The sequence below is a fragment of the Pseudomonas sp. MWU12-2037 genome, assembly GCF_023242345.1.
Taxonomy (GTDB): Bacteria; Pseudomonadota; Gammaproteobacteria; order Pseudomonadales; family Pseudomonadaceae; genus Aquipseudomonas; species Aquipseudomonas gingeri_D.
Window position 1 is genome coordinate 324,982 of sequence record NZ_JALLIZ010000007.1, and the last position, 19,641, is coordinate 344,622.

The following is a 19,641-nucleotide window of genomic DNA, read 5'->3' on the forward strand; positions in this document are numbered from 1 at the left end:
TACAATTCCACGCTCATATGATCGAGTATCAGGAACACTACATGATCGCTTGCCTGCGGCTGTTCTCTGCCCTCTGCCTCGCTGCCTTGCTGGCGGCTTGCGCCAGCTCGCCCTCTTCCAGCCTTGGCGAACTCCCACGGACCCCGAATGCCAGCATCGAGCAACTGCTCGAGCAGGCGGCTTCCAGCAAGACGCCGGAACAAGCCGCCCTGCTGCGCCTGACCGCTGCCGACCTGGCCTATCGCCAGAAAGACAGCGGCCGCGCCTCGCAGATTCTTGCGCAGGTACCGCTGGATACCCTCAAGCCGGCACAACAGGTGTACGCCAGCACCCTGGCGGCCGAACTGGCGATGACCCGCAACCAGCCCAAGGCGGCGCTGACCGCCTTGAGCCACCCGAGCCTGGAGCGCCTCAGCGAGCTGCCGGTGGACCAGCAGATTCGCACCCAGACCGTGCGCGCCCGCGCCCTTGAAGCCGACGGCCAGACCCTGGCCGCCGCTCGCGAGCGCATCTTCATCGCCCCGCTGCTCAGCGGCGATGCGGCGAAAAGCAATCACGAAGCCATCTGGGCACTGATCGCGGCCCTGCCGACCGACCAGTTGCAACCCACCGGCAACGACGATCTCAGCGGCTGGTTGAGCCTGGCGCTGGCGGTGAAATCGTCCGGTACCCTGGAACAGCAACAGGCGGCCATCGATACCTGGCGCGCGCAGAACCCCAAGCACCCGGCCGCCGTGCAATTGCCGCTGCCCCTGGTGAAACTCAAGGAACTGGCCAGCCAGCCGCTGAGCAAGATCGCCCTGCTGCTGCCGCAGGACGGCCCGCTGGCCTCGGTCGGCAAGGCCCTGCGTGAAGGCTTCATGGCCGCTCACTACCAGGCCCAGCAGGCCGGCCAGAAGCCGCCGGTCATCGAGTTCTACGACAGCTCGCGCCTCACCTCCCTCGACGACTTCTATCGCAAGGCCCAGGCCTCCGGCGTGCAGTTGGTGATCGGTCCGCTGGAGAAGCCGCTGGTCAAGCAGCTCAGCGCCCGTGCGCAATTGCCGATCACCACCCTGGCGCTGAACTACAGCGAAAGCGCGCAGAACCCGGCGCAGTTGTTCCAGTTCGGCCTCGCCGCCGAAGACGAAGCCCGCGAAGTGTCCCGTCGCGCCCGCGCCGACGGCCTGCACCGTGCCGCCGCCATGGTGCCGAAAGGCGAATGGGGTGATCGCGTGCTCAAGGCCTTCCGCCAGGATTGGGAAGCCAACGGCGGCACCGTGGTCGGTATCGAACGTGTCGATCAACCAGTCGCCCTGGCCCAGCAGATCGCCGATCTGTTCCAGCTGCGCCAGAGCGAAGGCCGCGCCAAGAGCCTGCAAAGCACGGTAGGCGGCCAGGTCGCCGCCCAACCGTCGCGTCGCCAGGACATCGAGTTCATCTTCCTCGCCGCGACACCGCAACAGGCGCAGCAGATCAAACCGACCCTGAACTTCCAGTACGCCGGTGATGTACCGGTGTATGCGACCTCCCACGTGTTCAGCGCCACCGGCGACCAGAACCAGTACAACGACATGAACGGCGTTCGTTTCTGCGAAACCCCTTGGCTGCTGGACGCCAACGACCCGCTGCGCAAACAGGTCACCGCGCAATGGCCACAAGCCAACGGCGCCCTCGGTCGATTGTATGCCATGGGTGTCGACGCCTATCGCCTGGCGCCACGCCTGGGTCAACTCAAGGCCCTGCCCGACAGCCGTATCGAAGGTCTCTCCGGCAGCCTGAGCATGGATCCGGGACAACGGGTCGAACGCCAGCTGCCCTGGGCCCAGTTCGTCAGCGGTCAGGTCCAGCGCCTGCCGGATACGCCGCACTGATGGCACCCGCCGCCCACCTGGAACACGGCAAGGATGCCGAGCTCCTGGCGCTGCGGCACCTTGAACAACAGGGGCTGCGCCTGCTGGCGCAGAACTGGACATGCAAACGGGGCGAGCTTGATCTGGTCATGCTCGACGGCGATACAGTAGTATTCGTCGAAGTTCGTTACAGGAAAAACACCCAATGGGGTGGCGCACTGGGCAGCATCGATGCCCGCAAGCGCAAGAAGGTAATATTCGCCGCGCAGTATTTCCTGCAACGCGAGTCACGCTGGGCCCATTGCCCTTGCCGCTTCGACGTGGTGGCCATAGACGGCCCGGTCGAGGCGACACCCCAGTTGAACTGGCTACGGAATGCCTTCGACAGCTGATCCAGGCTGTCGACCCGGTTACTCTTTTCACCCACCGATTTTGCTCTTTGCTTTGCGGGCTGCACATTCTTGTGCCGGGCAGCTACCGGGAAAACCCGGTCCGCGCTCGACCAGCCGCCCTACTTAAGGTTACGTAGATGGACATGCAATCCCGAATTCGCCAGCTTTTCCAGGCCAGTATCGACACCAAGCAACAGGCGATGGACGTTCTTGCACCTCACATCGAGCAAGCCAGCCAGGTCATGGTCAATGCCCTGCTCAACGAAGGCAAAATGCTCTCCTGCGGCAACGGCGGCTCCGCCGGCGATGCCCAGCACTTTTCCTCGGAACTGCTCAACCGCTTCGAGCGCGAGCGACCGAGCCTGCCGGCCATTGCCCTGACCACCGACAGCTCGACCCTCACCTCGATCGCCAATGACTACAGCTACAACGAAATATTCTCCAAGCAGATCCGCGCACTGGGCCAACCGGGCGACGTGCTGCTGGCGATTTCCACCAGCGGCAACTCCGCCAACATTATTCAGGCCATCCAGGCCGCACATGATCGCGAAATGGTTGTCGTAGCCTTGACGGGACGCGACGGCGGCGGCATGGCTTCCCTGCTGCTGCCCGAGGATGTCGAGATTCGCGTCCCGGCCAACGTCACCGCACGTATTCAGGAAGTCCACCTGCTGGCGATCCATTGCCTCTGCGATCTGATCGACAGCCAATTGTTCGGGAGTGAAGAATGACCATCAATCGCCTTAGCCTGCTGGCCTTGACCCTGTGCCTGGGCATCAGCGGCTGCAGTTCGGTACTGACCGCCACCCGCGACGAGCCGATCAACGACGATCGCGGAACCCGCACCCTGGGCAGCAAGATCGATGATTCGCTGATCGAGACCAAGGTCGCGGTCAACGTCGCCAAGGCCGATCCCGCCCTGGATAACGGCTCGCACATTGTCGTCACCAGCTATAACGGCATTGTCCTGCTGGCCGGCCAGACCCCACGCGAAGACCTCAAGGCCAAGGCCGAACAGGCCGCCGCCGCGGTTCAACGAGTGAAGAAGGTCAACAACGAGCTGCAGGTCATCGAACCGTCCTCGCTGCTGGCCCGCAGCAGCGACAACTGGCTGACCACCAAGATAAAGACCCAGATGCTGACCGATAACAGCATTCCCGGTTCGCGCATCAAGGTCGTCACCGAGAACGGCATCGTCTACCTGCTGGGCCTGGTGACCCAGGACGAAGGTGCCCGCGCCACCAACCTGGTGCAGAGCGTCGGCGGCGTGCAGAAGATCGTCAAGCTGTTCGAGTACATCGACTGATCCGCTGCCAGAATGCAGATGTAAAAAAGGCGCCTCATTCGAGGCGCCTTTTTTATTACTTCACCACCTTCAAGCTTGGCCGACCGCTAGGACGCGGCGGCTCGGAACCTGGCGGCGGACCGTCATCATCCGGCTCGACCCCATCGTCGCCCTCCAGGGGCGCTTCCAGCTCGAACACCATGCCCTGGCCGTTCTCCCGGGCGTAGATCCCGAGAATGGCGCTGATCGGCACGAAAAGCGTGTGCGGTACACCACCGAAACGCCCCTCGAAGCTGACCGCCTCGTTGTCCATGTGCAAGTGACGCACCGCGCTGGGTGAAACGTTCAAGACGATTTGCCCGTCGCTGGCAAAACCTTGCGGCACCTGGACCGAGGGATACTCGGAATTGACCAGTATGTGCGGCGTACAATCGTTATCCACTATCCATTCGTACAGAGCACGAACCAAATAAGGGCGACTGGAGTTCATAAAACGGCTCCTTAGCGCATATCGCGTTCGACACCAGACAAGCTTGCCTGGAAAGCCTCACGCGCAAACTGGCGCTCCATATAATCGAGCAACGGCTTTGCGGGCCGCGGCAATTCAATACCCATAATCGGCAGACGCCAGAGTATCGGTAATAGACAGCAGTCCACCAGACTTTGCTCATTACTCAGGAAAAATGGCTTGTCGGCAAACAACGGCGATGCCCCTGTCAGGCTCTCGCGCAATTCCTTGCGCGCCTGCACCCGCGCCGGCTCCTTGCTGCGCGAATCCAGAATCACATCCACCAACGCACACCAGTCGCGCTGAATGCGATGGATCAGCAAACGGCTGTTGGCCCGTGCCACGGGATAGACCGGCAGCAGCGGTGGATGCGGATAACGCTCATCCAGGTATTCCATCACCACGGTCGACTCCCACAACGCCAGGTCACGATCGACCAGGGTGGGCAGGCTGCCGTAAGGGTTCACCTCGATCAGCTTCGGCGGTTGACGCCCCGCTTCCACGGTAATGATCTCGGCGCTGACACCCTTCTCCGCGAGCACGATGCGCACCCGGTGGGAATAGTGGTCGGCGGGGTCGGAGTAACAGGCCAACCGGTTGGTCACGCCCATGGCGGTCCTCCTCGCTTGTTGAAATTATTGAAAACGGAAAAACGAGCGCGCCCAAGACAAGCCTCCCGCAGCCCCAAAACAGAGCGAGGGTGAAACCGTTGCCGGCTCACCCCGCCCGTCCTTGCTGGCTACATCTTCAGAGGCACCCTTGGGCGCGCACGATTGACAGCTATGTTACAACGTTATCAATGCACATCCTTCCAGTATTCGCGCTTGAGCAGATAAGCGAACACGAAGAAGAAGGCCAGGTACAGCAAAACGTAGGTACCGATGCGCTGATGCTCCAGCTTCACCGGGTTGGCCGAGTAGGCCAGGAAGGTCACCAGATTCTTGACCTTCTCATCGAATTGCTCTTCGTTCAAGGCACCGGTTTTCGGCACGATGGTCAACTGGTCGCACGCTTCATGGGTCAAAGGCGTACCGGTCAGCGGATCATACTGCTTCTTGCCCTCCTCGACGATTTGAACCTGCTTGCAACCGACGACCTGACGCCCCTGCAGGCCCACCAGCACGTTGGGCATGCCGACGTTCGGGAAGACCTTGTTGTTCACGCCCCAGGGACGCGCAGGGTCTTCGTAGAAGGATCGCAGGTAGCCATAGAGCCAGTCGGTGCCGCGTACGCGGGCCACCAGGGTCAGGTCGGGCGGTGCCGCGCCGAACCAAGCCTTGGCGTCGGCCGGCTGCATGCCGATGGTCATGTGGTCGCCGATCTTGGCACCAGTGAACACCAGGTTCTTGAGCATCAGGTCATGGGGAATCCCCAGGTCATCGGCGACACGTTCATAGCGCTGGAACTTGGCGCTGTGGCAACCCATGCAATAGTTGGCAAAGGTCCGTGCACCATCCTGCATGGCCGCCTTGTCGGAAACATCGATGGCGACTTTTTCAAGATCAGGACCATGCTCGTCAGCGAAAGACAGGAGTGGCAGGGCCACAAGCATCAAGACTGCAAATAATTTTTTCATCAGCCAGTCACCCTTTCCGGTACCGGTTTGGTCTTCTCGAGCCGGGTATAGAACGGCATCAGAATGAAGTAGGCGAAGTACAGGACCGTGCAGATCCGCGACAGCAGCGTGCGCTCAGGCGTCGGCGGCATCACACCCAGCCAGCCGAGGGTGACGAAGGCGATGCAGAACACCCACAACCAGATCTTGCTCAGCCAACCCTTGTAGCGCATCGACTTCACGGGACTGCGGTCCAGCCACGGCAGGACGAACAGCACGGCGATCGACGCGCCCATGGCCATGACGCCCATGAGCTTGTCCGGAACCGCCCGCAGGATCGCGTAGAACGGCGTGAAGTACCAGACCGGGGCAATGTGCTCGGGGGTCTTGAAGGCGTTGGCCACTTCGAAGTTGGGTTTTTCGAGGAAATAGCCGCCCATTTCCGGGAAGAAGAACACGATGGAGCAGAAGATGAACAGGAACACCACCACGCCGACGATATCCTTCACGGTGTAGTACGGGTGGAAGGCGATGCCATCCAGCGGTACGCCGTTCTCGTCCTTGTGCTTCTTGATGTCGACGCCATCCGGGTTGTTCGAACCGACCTCGTGCAGCGCCAGTACGTGCAGCACCACCAGGCCGAGGATGACGATCGGCAGGGCCACCACGTGCAGGGCGAAGAAGCGGTTCAGGGTGATCCCGGAAATCAGGTAGTCACCACGAATCCACTGGGTCAGGTCGTTGCCGATGACCGGGATCGCACCAAACAGCGAGATGATCACCTGGGCCCCCCAGTAGGACATCTGCCCCCACGGCAGCAGGTAGCCCATGAACGCCTCGGCCATCAGCGCCAGGTAGATCAGCATGCCGAACAGCCACACCAGCTCACGGGGTTTCTGGTACGAACCGTAGAGCAGGCCACGGAACATGTGCAGGTAGACCACGATAAAGAACGCCGAAGCGCCGGTGGAGTGCAGCAGGCGCAGGATCGAGCCGTACTCGACGTCGCGCATGATGTATTCCACGGAGGCGAAGGCTTCTTCCGCCGAAGGGGTGTAGCTCATGGTCAACCAGACACCGGTGACGATCTGATTGACCAGCACCAGCAGGGCCAGGGAGCCAAAAAAGTAGAAAAAGTTGAAGTTCTTCGGAGCGTAATACTTGCTGAGATGGTCTTCCCACATCTTGGTGGCGGGAAAGCGCGCATCGACCCAATCTATGAACTTGCTCATCACGCTTTCTCCATATCGACGCCAATCACAACAATCTTGTCGGACTCATAGGAATGCGGCGGAACCGGCAGGTTCAAAGGCGCGGGTTGCGACTTGTAGACGCGGCCAGCAAGATCGTAGTGAGAACCGTGGCAAGGGCAGAAATAGCCACCGACCCAGTCGGCGCCCAGATCGGCGGGCGCCACTTCCGGACGGAAGGTGGGCGAGCACCCCAGATGCGTGCAGATACCGATCAACAGCAGCAGCTCTGGCTTGATCGCGCGGTTCTTGGGGTCGACATAGGCGGGTTGTACAGAAGCCTTGGACTCGGGGTCGGACAAGCGATCCTCGATCTTGGCCAGATTACCCAGAATCTCGGGGGTACGATGGACGATAAAGACCGGTTGACCTCGCCACTCGGCAATCATCTGCTGTCCGGGTTCAATCTTGCTGATATTCACCTTCACGGGTGCCCCCGCGGCTTTCGCCTTGGCACTGGGAAACCATGACCCCACGAACGGGACCGCAGCCCCCACCGCTCCTGCAGCTCCTACCACGGATGTGGCTGCTACGAGGAAGCGACGCCGGCCTGCATTCACGCCGTCATTGCTACTCATTCAGTCCTCTCCCATCAGCTTTGTGGCCTGTTAAATCAGGCGTCTACTAAGTGAATTTTTGTACTTATAAATTTTGCCGAATGGTAATGAAAAGCCACACGTATGACAAGGTAATTACCAGCCCCACCCTGCCCCAAGCCTTGTAGTATAGGGGCTCTACGGATGTGGCAAGTTGTCACAGGAAAATATTTCGCCCATAAAAAAACCCGGTTTCGCGAGGAAACCGGGCTTTTTGTAGAACGTATGCTGAAACGTAGAGCCGGTACGGGACCGAATTAACGCTTCGAGTACTGCGGACGCTTACGCGCTTTACGCAGACCGACTTTCTTACGTTCAACTTCACGAGCATCGCGGGTTACGAAGCCGGCTTTGCGCAGAGCACCGCGCAGAGTCTCGTCGTAATCCATCAGAGCGCGAGTGATACCGTGGCGGATTGCGCCAGCTTGACCACTTACACCACCACCGATGACAGTGACGTAGATATCGAATTTCTCGGTAGTCTCAGTCAGTTCCAACGGCTGGCGAACTACCATGCGGGCAGTTTCGCGACCGAAGAACGTGTCCAGGGTGCGGTTGTTGATGGAGATGTTACCAGTACCCGGACGCAGGAAAACGCGTGCGGTTGCGGTCTTGCGACGGCCAGTGCCGTAATTTTGAGTCGCCGACATAATGAACTATTCCGTTAAATCTTCAGTTCTTGGGGCTGCTGAGCAGTATGAGGGTGAACAGCGCCCGCATAGACTTTCAGCTTACGGTACATGTCGCGACCCAGCGGGTTCTTAGGCAGCATGCCTTTGACCGCGGTCTCGATCACGCGCTCAGGGGCTTTAGCGATCAGCTTTTCGAAGTTGATCGACTTGATGCCGCCCGGGAAACCGGAGTGGGAGTAGTACATTTTGTCGGTGGTTTTAGCACCGGTTACACGAATCTGCTCGGCATTGATCACAACGATGTAGTCACCGGTGTCGACGTGCGGAGTGTATTCGGCTTTGTGCTTGCCACGCAGGCGGCTCGCGATTTCGGTGGCCAGACGACCCAGGGTCTGACCAGCAGCGTCGACGATAAACCAGTCGCGCTTAACTGTTTCCGGTTTAGCAGTAAAAGTTTTCATTCTTTATAGCCTCAGGGGCCGCCTGTAAATAAGACGGCGGATCTTACTGAATAGTGCGTACTTTGACAAGGTCAAAGGCAGCCGGATACAGACGCTTTCGGGGGCTCGGGTCGGCGCGTCCGTTCAACGGCAAGATTCTTTGGCGGCGGCGCATCACTTCCACTGCATAAAGAGGTGCGTAATTATGCAGATTGCGAAAAAAATTTCAACCTGCTTTTATGATCGTTTCCCCACAGGAGCAGCCAATGGAATACCGTCAGCTAGGCCGGACCGATCTGAACGTGAGCGCAATTTGCCTGGGGACCATGACCTGGGGCGAGCAGAACACCCAGGATCAAGCCTTTGCCCAGATCGAACGGGCGAAAGGTGCCGGGATCAATTTCATCGACACCGCCGAGATGTACCCGGTGCCGCCCAAGGCCGAAACCTACGCCAGCACCGAGCGCATGATCGGCAACTGGTTCAAGCAGCGCGGCGACCGTGCCGACTGGATCCTGGCGAGCAAGATCGCCGGACCCGGCAATGGCATCGGCTATATCCGCGACGGCCAGCTCAAGCACAACCGCCAGCATATCGTCGAAGCCCTGGACGCCAGCCTCAAGCGCCTGCAGACCGACTGGATCGACCTCTACCAGTTGCACTGGCCGGAACGCAGCACCAACTTCTTCGGCCAACTGGGCTACAAGCACAAGGCCGACGAAGACTTCACGCCGATCGAGGAGATCCTCGAAGCGCTGGACGAACAGGTCAAGGCCGGCAAGATCCGCCATATCGGCCTGTCCAACGAAACCCCGTGGGGCACCATGAAATTCCTCCTCGAGGCCGAGCGCCGCGGCTGGCCGCGGGCGGTGTCGATCCAGAACCCCTACAACCTGCTCAACCGCAGCTTCGAAGTAGGCCTGGCGGAAGTCGCCCTGCGCGAACAGTGCGGCCTGCTGGCGTACTCGCCGATGGCCTTCGGTTTCCTCTCGGGCAAGTATGAAGGCGGTGCCCGGCCGGACAAGGCACGCCTGAGCCTGTACAGCCGCTTCAGCCGTTATTTCAACCCACAATCGGAAGCGGCGTGCAGCCGTTATGTCGCCCTGGCCCGTGAGCACGGCCTGGACCCGGCGCAGATGGCCCTGGCATTTGTCACCCAGCAACCGTTCGTCACCAGCAACATCATTGGCGCGACGACGCTGGAGCAGTTGGACAGCAACATTGCCAGCGCCGACCTGAAGCTGTCGGAGGAAGTGCTGGCGGGGATCGAGGCGATCCACAAGGATCATCCGAACCCGGCGCCGTAAGCCTACCGGTGTAGGAGCGAGCTTGCTCGCGATGGTAGTCGGAACACCGCGGGGTATCAGGTTTCCCGCGTCATCGTTGACGGCCATCGCGAGCAAGCTCGCTCCTACAGTGAGATTGAGGCGTGCCTGTCAAAGCGACCGGGCAATGATCTCCTTCATGATCTCGTTGGTCCCGGCATAGATGCGCTGCACCCGCGCATCCGCCCAGGCCCGGGCCACCGGGTATTCCCACATGAACCCGTAGCCGCCATGCAACTGCACGCACTCGTCGAGCACCTTGCATTGCAGGTCGGTGCCCCAGTACTTGGCCATCGCCGCCGTCGGCACATCGAGCTGGCCTTGCAGATGCAACTCCAGGCAGCGGTCGACAAACACCCGGCCGATCTGGATCTCGGTGGCCATTTCCGCCAGCTTGAAGCGCGTGTTCTGGAAGTCGGCAATGGATTTGCCGAAGGCCTTGCGCTCGCGGGTGTACTCCAGCGTCCACTGCAACGCCGCCTCGGCCGAGGCCAAACCGCCGATCGCCACCGTCAGGCGCTCCTGAGGCAGCTCCTGCATCAAATAGGCAAAACCCGCTCCGGCCTGCCCCAACAGATTTTCCCGGGGCACCCGCACATCCTGGAAAAACAGCTCGGAAGTGTCCTGGGCCTTCATGCCGACCTTTTCCAGGCGCTTGCCCTTGGCGAACCCCGGCGTATCGGCCTCGACCAGGAACAGGCTGATCCCCTTGGCCCCGGCCTGGGGATCGGTCTTGGCGACGACAATCACCAGGTCGGCGAGAAAGCCGTTGGTAATAAAGGTCTTCGAGCCATTGAGCACATACTCGTCACCGTCCAGCACTGCCGTGGTCTTCACCCCTTGCAGGTCGGAGCCGGCCCCCGGCTCGGTCATCGCAATGGCCGTGACCATTTCGCCGGACACCAGCTTGGGCAGGTACTTGAGCTTCAGCGCCTCGCTGCCGTAATGCAGGATATAAGGCGCGACAATATCCGAATGCAATGAGAAACCGATGCCGCTCAGGCCCTGCCGGCTGATTTCCTCGATCACCACCGCGCTGTAGAGAAAATCCGCCGCCATGCCGCCGTAGGCCTCCGGCAGATGGGAACAGAGCATCCCCTGCGCCCCCGCCTTGTTCCACAACTCGCGGTCGATATAGCCGCGTTTCTCCCACTGCCCATGGAAGGGCGCCGCCTCCTGCTCGAGAAACTTGCGCACACTGCTGCGAAATAGCTCGTGCTCGGAACTGAACAGGGTTCTGGGAATCATCGGGGGCACCTGCAAGGACACTGAGGCCAGGATTGGCCGATAGAGCCTATGCCAGTGTTTTGCCGGGTAACACTGGACACATGCGACAAAAAATAAGACGATCCAGCCGTCTGTTGACCACTTTCCCCTATAAGAACTTTCCGCTAATAAGAACAATGGAATTATGGCTAATCCACTCTCCACGCCCTTGCGGCGCGTCAGCATCCTGGCTATCGACCGGGTATTCGCTTCCACCCTTATGCAAGCCAAGGATTTCTTCCACCTGGCCAGCCTGCGCTACGGCAAACAGCTCGGCCATGGACTCACCAAGGCCTTCGAGACCCGCCTGGTCAGCCCCGACGGCAAGCCGGTGTGCAGCTTCAGCGATGTGATCCTGCCGGTGGACGGCGGCCTGGAAAATGCCGATGTGATCATCCTGCCGGCGTTCTGGGACGACTTCGAAACCCTCTGCCGGCGCTACCCCCAGGTCATGCCCTGGCTGCGCGAGCAGCATGCCCGCGGCGCCGTGCTCTGCGGCGAGGCCACCGGGGTGTTCTGGCTGGCCGAAGCCGGCCTGCTCGATGGCAAGGAAGCGACCACCTACTGGCGCTTCTTCAACGCCTTCAGCGAACGCTACCCCAATGTCCAGCTGAACCAGGACAAGCACCTGACCGACGCCGACAACCTCTACTGCGCCGGCGGCACCACCTCGGCCTGCGACCTCTATATCTACCTGATCGAACGCTTCTGCGGGGCCAACGTCGCCCAGGCCGTGGCCCGCGATATCCTCTATGAAGTCCAGCGCAGCTACGCCCCGGGGCGTATCGGCTTCGGCGGCCAGAAGCTGCACCAGGACGTGATCATCCTGCAGATCCAGCAATGGCTCGAAGAGCATTTCGCCGACAAGTTCCGCTTCGAGGATGTCGCCCGGGAACACGGCATGAGCATTCGCAACTTCATGCGCCGCTTCCAGACCGCCACCGGCGACAAGCCGTTGCACTACCTGCAACGCTTGCGCATCGAGACCGCCAAGGGCCTGCTCTCGGGCACCCGTAAAAGCATCAAGACCATCAGTTATGAAGTCGGCTATGACGATGCCAGCTTCTTTGCCCGACTGTTCCGCCAGCACACCGAACTGTCGCCCAACCAGTATCGCCAGCAGTTCCAGCAAGCGGCGTGAAGCCCGTGCGCCGTTTTCGACACTAAACGAAAGCGGCGCGCGACCTTGCATAATTAATTACCACAGCGCCCTGCCCTCGCCTTCGTAGACTCGCTCCGGCAATCACTACCGATTGCCACTGACAAGGAGCGTCGTACATGCCTATTGGATTGGCTCAACAGCAGCCCTCATTCCCTACACCGACGGTGGAACCCCAGCGCGCCTGGCGCGCCCGTTTCCCCAACCCGCCGGACCTGTGCTTCGACTACCGCCGGTTGGTCGAGCAACCCGGCGGCGTCGCCCGCGCCACGGACCGCGCCCACCGGATCTGCATCATCGGCGCCGGCGTCACCGGCCTCAGCGCGGCTCACGAGCTGCTGCGCTGCGGCTTCACGGACATCACCCTGCTCGAACAGTCCCGGCGCATCGGCGGCCGGCACCTGACCGTGATCGACAAAAGCCAGCCCGCCACCACCGGTTCCACCCCCTTCGAAATGGGCGCGATGCGCCTGCCGTACTTCAACCGCGAGGGCGAGGCACCGCTGCAAGGGCGCTCCGTGCTCGCGCACTACACCGAGCAGTTCAACCTGCGCCTTTCGGATTTCGCCAACCCCGGCAGCGCCCAGGTCAGGAGCACCGGGATTTTCCTCCGCGAGGGCCTACTGGAGGGGCAGGAAACCCCGCGGATGCTGATCTGGGACAACCGCGACGGGCAGACCCCGCCACCGGGAAAACTGCTGAAACAGGTCCACGAAAAATGGCGCCTGTTCGCCGAGCGCATGACCCGCCAGGTCGAGGCCCACTACGCCAGCGACGGCTGGGAAGACCTCTGGGCGGCGATTGTCCAGCGTTATGAGAGCCTGTCGTTTCGCAACCTCGTCACGCTGCCGGCCATCAGCCACTGGCATGCGGACGACCCGGGCAATTTCGGCGGCGTCGGCATGAGCGCCGAAGAGTCGGCGATCTTCTATGCCATCGGCATCGGCGACGGCAGTTGGGGCGCGTTCTATGACGCCTGCAGCCTGTACCCGATCCGCACCGCGATCTTTGGTTTCAGCCATCGCCTGCAATTGATGCACGGCCGCGTCGATGAGCACGGCAATCCGCTGCCGTCGCCGCATCTGCAGGCCGGCACGCTGCTCGACTGCAACGGCCTGGCCTTCGATGCCCCGCGCTACCTGGGTGTCGCCGCCCTGGACGAATGCCTGTTGTTCATGCCGGTCGAAGGGCGTGGCCTGTCCTTCTACGAACATTGCCGACAGCGCGGTGCCGGGTTCGCCACCCAGGCCCAGGTCAACGGCCTGAGCAAACTGCCCAACCAGCAGATTCGCGTCGACTACGCCTGGCAATGGGACGATCCGCAACGCCGCGAGCTGCGCAGCGAGGTCTTCGACTCGGTGATTCTCACCCTGCCGTCCTGGCTGATCGAAACCACCGTCGAGCTCAAGGGTTTCGACGAGCGGATGCTGCCGTTCCACATCCGCAGCGCCTACAAGACCGCCCACTGGGAAACCAGCTGCAAGGTGTTTGCGCCGCTGAAAAAAAGCTTTTTCACCGAGCCCCACGGCATCCCCCAGGCGCTGGTCACCGACAGCCTGATCCACGACATGTACACCTATAGCTACAACGACACCTATCCGTATGACTGCATCCTGCTGAGTTACACCTGGGAGGACGATGCAACCAAACTTGCGCTGTTTTCGGACCAGGAGCTGGTGGAAAAATGCGTCGGCGAACTGGATCGGATCCTGCTGCACGCGAGCAATATCAATCAGCGGATCTCGCCCTATATCGATACGCAAAAGGCCGCGGTGCATCGCTGGATGAGTGATCGTAATGCCCTGGGAGCCGCCAAGCTCTATCGCCCCGGCACCTATTACGAAGCCATCGACCTGATGAACTACAACCGCCACTACTCCGCCCGCTCCGGGCTCTACCTGTGCGGCGAATCCTTTTCGGTCGACGCCGGCTGGACCGAGCCCTGCCTGCGGGGCGCCCTCGATGCCACGATCCATCTGTGCCAACGCACCGGTGCAATATTCAATGGAGGTTTCAGCTTGAAGCACTACCCCGAATACAGCGGGCGACCACCCGCCAACAACCCACCAACGGCGTTCAGTATTCCCAGGGCGGTCTAGGAAATACCCGACTGACTTACCGGAGGGCCACCGACATACACCACTCATTGAATAGCTTCTCATAGGCTCATCAACCCATTCGGGTTGAATAACAAGAATGAGAGCACCTCAAATGAATGAATCTCGCCCCGCTGTCAGTCCCGTACGCGTTGCCGTCGTGCAGTTCGATCCCCAGGCTGGTGTTGCCCACACCCCGTATAACCTGGACCGCAGCCTTGCGCTGGCGGGCCAGGCGGTGCGCGGCGGCGCCAACCTGATCGTGCTGCCGGAACTGGCCAACACTGGCTACAGCTTCCAGAACCGCCAGGAAGCCTTCCTCCACGCCGAAGCTGTACCGCAAGGTCCCAGCGTGCAGGCCTGGGTAAATTTCGCACAAGAGCATCGGATTTACCTGGCGGCCGGCGTCGCCGAATGTGACGGGGTGCAGTTGTTCGACACCGCGGTGCTGGTGGGCCCGGACGGGTTTATCGGCAAGTACCGCAAGGCGCATTTATGGAACGAGGAGAAGCTCTGGTTCACCCCGGGGGACCTGGGCTTTCCGGTTTTCGACACACCCATCGGGCGGATCGGCCTGCTGATCTGCTGGGATATCTGGTTTCCCGAAGTACCACGCCTGTTGAGCCAGCAGGGCGCGGATATCATCTGCAGCCTGAACAACTGGGTCTGGACCCCGCCGCCGCTGTTCGACGAGACCGGCAAATGCATGGCCTCGTACCTGACCATCACCGCGGCCCACGTCAATAACGTGTTTATCGCCGCGGCCAATCGCGTCGGCAGCGATCGCGGCGAGCGCTTCCTCGGCTGCTCGCTGATCGCCGGGACCAACGGCTGGCCCCTCAGCGAGGTAGCCTCGCCCATCGATGAGGCCGTGCTGTTTGCCGATATCGATCTGGTCAGCGCCCGCAGCGCGCCGATCTGGAACAGCCTGAACGACCTGCCCAGGGACCGCCGGACCGACCTCTACGACGGTATGCTCGGCTACCTCCGCCATCCTTCCCTGCCGCGCTGAAGGAGGTCGGGATGAACACTGTCTCCAACCCGAGCCGGCTCGTCGGCCTGCTCGGCCTGGGCCTGATCCTGCTGGTCTGGCTGAGCCTGCCCTTCGGCGGGTCCGGCTACCTGCATATGATGGACAACCTGCCCGCCCCCGGTGCCTGGCTGCGCTGGGTGCTCGGCGATATCAGCGAAATGGCTTTCTACAAACATGAGCTGGCTTCGTTGGGCCTGCTGGCCGGTGCCGGCCTGGCCCATTGGGCCCATCGCCGGGGCAAGGCCTGGCAGGGCTTTGCCATCTGCTATGGCAGCGGCCTGTGGCCCTGGCTGATCGGCAGTTCGCTGCTGGGCCTGCTGCTGAGCAACCTGCTGTGGGGCTGGAGCGTGCCGCGTTATGGCTGGCAACCGACGTTCGCCGCCTTTGTCTCCGTTCCCGCCGCCACCGTGCTGCTGTTTGGCCCGGGGATGCGGATCGCCGCCAGCGGTGCAGTCATGGGGGCGCTACTGGTCACGCCGTTATGCTTGCTGCTGGTCAACTTTGTCTGCAATCCGTTGAACCTGCCGGCGGTGATCGGCAATGTGCTGGGGATGGCTCTCGGCAGCGTGATGGCCTTTACGCTGTGTCGGCGTTGGCCGGCGCTGGTGAAACCGGAACCGGCGATGGTCACCGCACCAGCGCCTGTGCCGAAAGCCAGTAATCACGGGCTGGTTTGGGGCATGCGCCGGGTACTCGCCGACTTTTCCGAAGCGCCGTTCTTCGGTAACGAATGGGCGAGCCTGGGATTGCTGTTGGGGGTATTGCTGGCCTACGGGCTCAACCCCGCCGGGCCAGCCTACGGCTCGGACCTGCTGCTGCCGATACTCGCGGCCCAGGCCCTGGCGTCGGCCATCGGTGTGATGGTCTGGCGACAGCAATGGATTGCGCGGGGTTGGTACCCGACCTATATCCCGATTGTCTCCGTCGCCCCGGCCGCCGTACTGATCCATGGCGGCGGAACACTGGTGGTGATCGCCAGCGCCCTGCTCGGCGCCTTGATCGCACCGCCGCTGGCCGTCGTCCTGTCGCGGCGGGTCCCGGGGCATATGCACCCGTATATCGGCAATGTGCTGTCGATGGCGCTCAGCACGGCACTGATCGTGCCGCTGCTCGGCGGGTTGCTCAGGCTGGTCTGAATCGAACAGCGCTTTTCCCTCCACCCGGCGGTACTCTGGTGCCGCCGGCATCGCCTCTTCCCGACCTTTTATCAGCGAGAACTCCATGTCCTTGCCTCAACTTTCCATCGCCGCCCTGGGCGGCACTGTCAGCATGCAAGCCGCCCACCCGGACCAAGGCGTGGTGCCCAGCGTCAACGGCCAGGCCCTGCTGGAGCGGGTGCCGCTGCTGGCGACTCTGGCCCGGACCCACGTCGAGACCCTGTGCCTGCAACCCAGTGCCTCGCTGGACTTCGACTTTCTGCTCGGTGTCCTCGACTGGGCCAGGCATCAAGTCGAACAAGGCGCCAGCGGCGTGGTGGTCACCCAGGGCACCGACACCCTGGAGGAGACCGCGTTCTTTTTCGAACTGCTCTGGGATCGCGAGGAGCCGCTGGTGCTGACCGGGGCGATGCGCTCAGCCGCCGAGATCAGCGCCGATGGTCCGGCGAACCTGCTGCATGCGGGCTTGGTTGCCCTGTCGAGCACCAGTCGCGGGCGTGGCGTGCAGGTGGTGCTCAATGGCCAGGTCCACGGCGCGAGTCGTGTGCGCAAGAGCGATGCGCTGGCACTGGAAGCCTTTGGTTCGCCGGTGTTCGGCCCCAACGGCCTGATTATCGAAAATGCCGTGCGCTATCTGCACGCTCCTGCGCCGAGAAAAATTTTGCCGTTGCCGGTTCCCAGTGGGCAGCGGATCGCTCTGCTCGAAGCGACACTGTCAGCCGATACGCTGATGTTGGAGAAGCTGCCGGAGTTGGGCTACGACGGTCTGGTGATCGCCGGTTTCGGTGCCGGTCATGTCAGCGAAGCTTGGGCCAAGGCGATCACGTCATTGGCGTTGAAGATCCCGGTGGTGATCGGTACACGTACCGGGGCCGGTTCAACGGCGAGTCACTCCTATGGCTTTGTCGGCAGCGAAATTGACCTGATCCAGCGTGGAGCGCAGATGGCGGGGTTTCTGTGTCCACGCAAGGCGCGGATTCTGTTGTGGCTGCTGATCGGCTGCCAGCGAAGCAGCGAGCTGCCGGAGTACCTGCGTCATTTCGGATAAGCCCTGTAGAAGTCAAGACCGCCAAAAGCTTCGCGGGCAAGCCCTGCTCCTACAGGTCCATGCCGTACAAAAGATCCGTGTTCGACGCCGTACTGTAGGAGCTTGGCTTGTCGGGACGCCGCATCGCAGCGAAGGGGCCATCAAGAACGCCAAAAGCTGCGTCGGGACGCCACACCGCGTATCCCTCAACGCCGCCCAAACTGCTGCCGGTACTCAAGCGGGGTCAAGTCGGTCAGTTCCTTGAACATCCGCCGCAAATTCGAATCACTGCTGAACCCCAAATCAGCACTGATGGTATTGACCGCCGTGGACGTCAGCATCAGCCGCTCACTGACCTGATTGAGCTTGATACACCGCGCATAGGCCGCCACCGCAACACCGGTCTCCGCACTCACCCTGCGTGCCAACGTGCGCGGGGACAAACCCAACTGCTCCGCCAACCGCTGCACGGTGATCTGTTCCGCCGGCGATTGTTCAACGCACCGGTGCAACTGCCGCAACAACGAACTCGACTGCTCGATCAGGCTCATCGCCGCAAAGGCCGGATGCGCCTGGACCGGACGCGCCAACACCATCAATTTGGCCAGGTCGTGAAACAGCTCCTGACCGATCGCCCGCTCGATCAACGCCTGCGCAATCGGCAAATAGCCCGTCACCCCGCAAGCCGTCGCAGTCGACGGATTGATCACCCAGTGACGTTGGCTCTGCCAGTCCACCTTGGGATAACGCTGAGCCATGGCACCCGCCAGCCACCAGGTCACAGTCGCCGCCTGCCCCTCCAGCCGCCCGCTCGCGGCGATCAGGCAGACACCCGTGCAATAACTCCACAACTGCACCCGCTTCGAACAAGCCGCCAAGGCCAACACCAAAGCGTTGTTATCGCTCACGACCTTCTCGACCTGCCGGGAAGACTCGGCCCAGAAGCCGGCAATCAGCAGCGCATCAACGTCCGCCTCCGACAAGGCCTGGGACACCTGCAACGACACACCACCGGCACATGCCACCGGGCCTGCCTGCAAGGCGACAAACACGGTTTCGAAGAGCGTCTGCGAAGCGCGACGGTTGGCGGCATACAAAAGATCGGCAAAGGCCAGCAGCCCCGACGGTATGCAACCCGGGTACAGCAGCAATCCAATTCGAAGAGGCCGGCTCATGGCAGAAACTGAATCCATTATGTCCAATCCCGCCATTCTGCGTGACCGCCCGGTCGAACACAATGCAACCTCTTCCCAGAGGTATGAGCATGCACATCCATCAGCTACGCAATGCGACGATTATCCTGGAGTTCGGCCGCCATCGTATTCTGGTCGACCCGATGCTCGCGCGTAAAAACGCCCTGCCATCGTTACGCGTATTTCGCGCCAGGAATCGCAACCCGCTGGTCGAATTGCCGGTATCGGCCACGGAGGCACTCCAGTCGGTCACCCATTGCCTGATCACCCATTGCCAGAAAGGCCACTTCGATCACCTCGATCGCGCCGCGAAAAAATGGCTGCGCGACACCGGCACACCGGTGATCTGCACGCCCCACGACGCGGCCTATCTGGCCACCCACGACTTGAACGTGCAGCCGTTGCCCAGCGACCATGAACACCCCAGCCCTTTCCTCGGCGGTCGGATTCGCACGGTCCGCTGCACCCACGGACAAGGGCTGGTGGGCAAGATGATGGAACACGGGGTGGGTTATCTGATTGAAATGCCCGGCGAGCCCAGTCTCTACCTGAGCGGCGATACCCTGCTCACGCCGACCGTCAAGGCGTTCGTCGCCGAGCATCGACCACAGTTATCCGTCGTGCCGGCGGGTGGCGCGCGTTTCGATCTGGGCGGGGACATCATCATGGGCATTGAAGAGGTGATCGAGTTCACCCAGCGGTCAGCGGGCCTGGTGATCGCCAATCACCTGGAAGCCCTCAGCCACTGCCCGGTGAAACGCCGCTCGCTGGCCGACGCGGCGCAGTTGGCCGGCGTCGAAGCGCGCCTGCTGATTCCCAGGGATGGAGAGGTCTTGACCTTCCCCACCGCCGGGTAACCCCGAATACTGCGCGGCTCGTGGGCCGCGCCGGGGAT

20 protein-coding genes are annotated in these 19,641 nt (G+C 61.6%); 11 read left to right on the top strand and 9 right to left on the bottom strand.

The features are described from left to right. The first annotated feature begins 41 nt into the window (after nucleotides 1-41). The 4 genes from M5B42_RS15880 (at nucleotide 42) to M5B42_RS15895 (ending at nucleotide 3,530) form a co-directional block, all read left to right on the top strand. The gene (locus M5B42_RS15880) at nucleotides 42-1,853 is read left to right on the top strand and encodes a penicillin-binding protein activator (protein WP_103494523.1); all 1,812 of its coding nucleotides are present in this window, start codon (nucleotides 42-44) and stop codon (nucleotides 1,851-1,853) included. After that, nucleotides 1,853-2,224 carry a YraN family protein gene (locus tag M5B42_RS15885; protein WP_177099468.1) on the top strand — a complete coding sequence of 124 codons (372 nt, stop codon included), beginning with the start codon at nucleotides 1,853-1,855 and terminating at the stop codon, nucleotides 2,222-2,224. Before M5B42_RS15880 ends, M5B42_RS15885 begins: the two co-directional genes overlap by 1 nt. A gap of 137 nt (nucleotides 2,225-2,361) precedes the next feature. Then, nucleotides 2,362-2,955: a phosphoheptose isomerase gene (locus tag M5B42_RS15890; RefSeq protein WP_103494521.1), complete on the top strand. Its 594-nt coding sequence runs from the start codon at nucleotides 2,362-2,364 to the stop codon at nucleotides 2,953-2,955. Beyond that, nucleotides 2,952-3,530, top strand: coding sequence for a BON domain-containing protein (locus M5B42_RS15895; protein ID WP_152741179.1), 579 nt, complete (start codon nucleotides 2,952-2,954; stop codon nucleotides 3,528-3,530). Before M5B42_RS15890 ends, M5B42_RS15895 begins: the two co-directional genes overlap by 4 nt. A gap of 55 nt (nucleotides 3,531-3,585) precedes the next feature. On the opposite strand, the gene M5B42_RS15900 is transcribed toward M5B42_RS15895, so the two are convergent. The 7 genes from M5B42_RS15900 to rplM form a co-directional block, all read right to left on the bottom strand. After that, nucleotides 3,586-3,999, bottom strand: a complete 414-nt coding sequence (locus M5B42_RS15900; RefSeq protein ID WP_103494519.1) for a ClpXP protease specificity-enhancing factor — start codon at nucleotides 3,997-3,999, stop codon at nucleotides 3,586-3,588. 11 nt (nucleotides 4,000-4,010) lie between these two features. Next, on the bottom strand, nucleotides 4,011-4,628 hold the full coding sequence (locus tag M5B42_RS15905) for a glutathione S-transferase N-terminal domain-containing protein (RefSeq protein WP_103494518.1): 618 nt from the start codon (nucleotides 4,626-4,628) through the stop codon (nucleotides 4,011-4,013). A 185-nt stretch (nucleotides 4,629-4,813) separates the two neighbouring features. Then, nucleotides 4,814-5,593, bottom strand: coding sequence for a cytochrome c1 (locus tag M5B42_RS15910; protein ID WP_103494517.1), 780 nt, complete (start codon nucleotides 5,591-5,593; stop codon nucleotides 4,814-4,816). After that, a complete protein-coding gene (locus tag M5B42_RS15915) occupies nucleotides 5,593-6,804 on the bottom strand; it encodes a cytochrome bc complex cytochrome b subunit (RefSeq protein WP_248746372.1) in 1,212 nt (403 codons plus the stop codon). Before M5B42_RS15915 ends, M5B42_RS15910 begins: the two co-directional genes overlap by 1 nt. Continuing rightward, on the bottom strand, nucleotides 6,804-7,400 hold the full coding sequence (petA, locus tag M5B42_RS15920) for a ubiquinol-cytochrome c reductase iron-sulfur subunit (protein ID WP_248746373.1): 597 nt from the start codon (nucleotides 7,398-7,400) through the stop codon (nucleotides 6,804-6,806). Before petA ends, M5B42_RS15915 begins: the two co-directional genes overlap by 1 nt. Nucleotides 7,401-7,675: 275 nt before the next feature. Next, on the bottom strand, nucleotides 7,676-8,068 hold the full coding sequence (gene rpsI, locus M5B42_RS15925; protein ID WP_103494515.1) for a 30S ribosomal protein S9: 393 nt from the start codon (nucleotides 8,066-8,068) through the stop codon (nucleotides 7,676-7,678). Nucleotides 8,069-8,082: 14 nt separating this feature from the next. Beyond that, nucleotides 8,083-8,511 (bottom strand): 50S ribosomal protein L13, encoded by a 429-nt coding sequence (gene rplM, locus M5B42_RS15930; protein ID WP_060783310.1) that lies wholly within the window; start codon nucleotides 8,509-8,511, stop codon nucleotides 8,083-8,085. 245 nt (nucleotides 8,512-8,756) lie between these two features. Between rplM and M5B42_RS15935 the strand changes: the two genes are divergently transcribed. Next, a complete protein-coding gene (locus tag M5B42_RS15935) occupies nucleotides 8,757-9,797 on the top strand; it encodes an NADP(H)-dependent aldo-keto reductase (protein ID WP_103494514.1) in 1,041 nt (346 codons plus the stop codon). 129 nt (nucleotides 9,798-9,926) lie between these two features. Here the strand turns inward: M5B42_RS15935 and M5B42_RS15940 are convergent, their stop codons facing one another. Beyond that, nucleotides 9,927-11,072 carry an acyl-CoA dehydrogenase family protein gene (locus M5B42_RS15940; protein ID WP_177099620.1) on the bottom strand — a complete coding sequence of 382 codons (1,146 nt, stop codon included), beginning with the start codon at nucleotides 11,070-11,072 and terminating at the stop codon, nucleotides 9,927-9,929. Between the two features lie 253 nt (nucleotides 11,073-11,325). Here M5B42_RS15940 and M5B42_RS15945 point away from each other — a divergent pair, with 253 nt between their 5' ends. The 5 genes from M5B42_RS15945 to M5B42_RS15965 all read left to right on the top strand — a co-directional run bounded on the left by M5B42_RS15945 (nucleotide 11,326) and on the right by M5B42_RS15965 (nucleotide 17,574). Continuing rightward, nucleotides 11,326-12,222, top strand: coding sequence for a GlxA family transcriptional regulator (locus M5B42_RS15945; RefSeq protein ID WP_177099618.1), 897 nt, complete (start codon nucleotides 11,326-11,328; stop codon nucleotides 12,220-12,222). A gap of 137 nt (nucleotides 12,223-12,359) precedes the next feature. Then, complete coding sequence (locus M5B42_RS15950; protein ID WP_248746374.1) at nucleotides 12,360-14,339, top strand: NAD(P)/FAD-dependent oxidoreductase; 1,980 nt, start codon at nucleotides 12,360-12,362, stop codon at nucleotides 14,337-14,339. A 112-nt stretch (nucleotides 14,340-14,451) separates the two neighbouring features. Then, entirely contained in the window at nucleotides 14,452-15,348 is an 897-nt protein-coding gene (locus tag M5B42_RS15955) for a nitrilase family protein (protein WP_103494510.1), read from the top strand. 11 nt (nucleotides 15,349-15,359) lie between these two features. Next, nucleotides 15,360-16,505 (top strand): hypothetical protein, encoded by a 1,146-nt coding sequence (locus tag M5B42_RS15960; RefSeq protein WP_248746375.1) that lies wholly within the window; start codon nucleotides 15,360-15,362, stop codon nucleotides 16,503-16,505. Between the two features lie 85 nt (nucleotides 16,506-16,590). After that, the gene (locus M5B42_RS15965; RefSeq protein WP_248746376.1) at nucleotides 16,591-17,574 is read left to right on the top strand and encodes an asparaginase; all 984 of its coding nucleotides are present in this window, start codon (nucleotides 16,591-16,593) and stop codon (nucleotides 17,572-17,574) included. 185 nt (nucleotides 17,575-17,759) lie between these two features. Here the strand turns inward: M5B42_RS15965 and M5B42_RS15970 are convergent, their stop codons facing one another. Next, a complete protein-coding gene (locus tag M5B42_RS15970; RefSeq protein WP_248746377.1) occupies nucleotides 17,760-18,746 on the bottom strand; it encodes a helix-turn-helix domain-containing protein in 987 nt (328 codons plus the stop codon). A gap of 71 nt (nucleotides 18,747-18,817) precedes the next feature. On the opposite strand from M5B42_RS15970, the gene M5B42_RS15975 reads away from it, so the two are divergent. Further along, nucleotides 18,818-19,603, top strand: a complete 786-nt coding sequence (locus tag M5B42_RS15975; RefSeq protein WP_248746378.1) for an MBL fold metallo-hydrolase — start codon at nucleotides 18,818-18,820, stop codon at nucleotides 19,601-19,603. The last annotated feature ends 38 nt before the right edge of the window (nucleotides 19,604-19,641 follow it).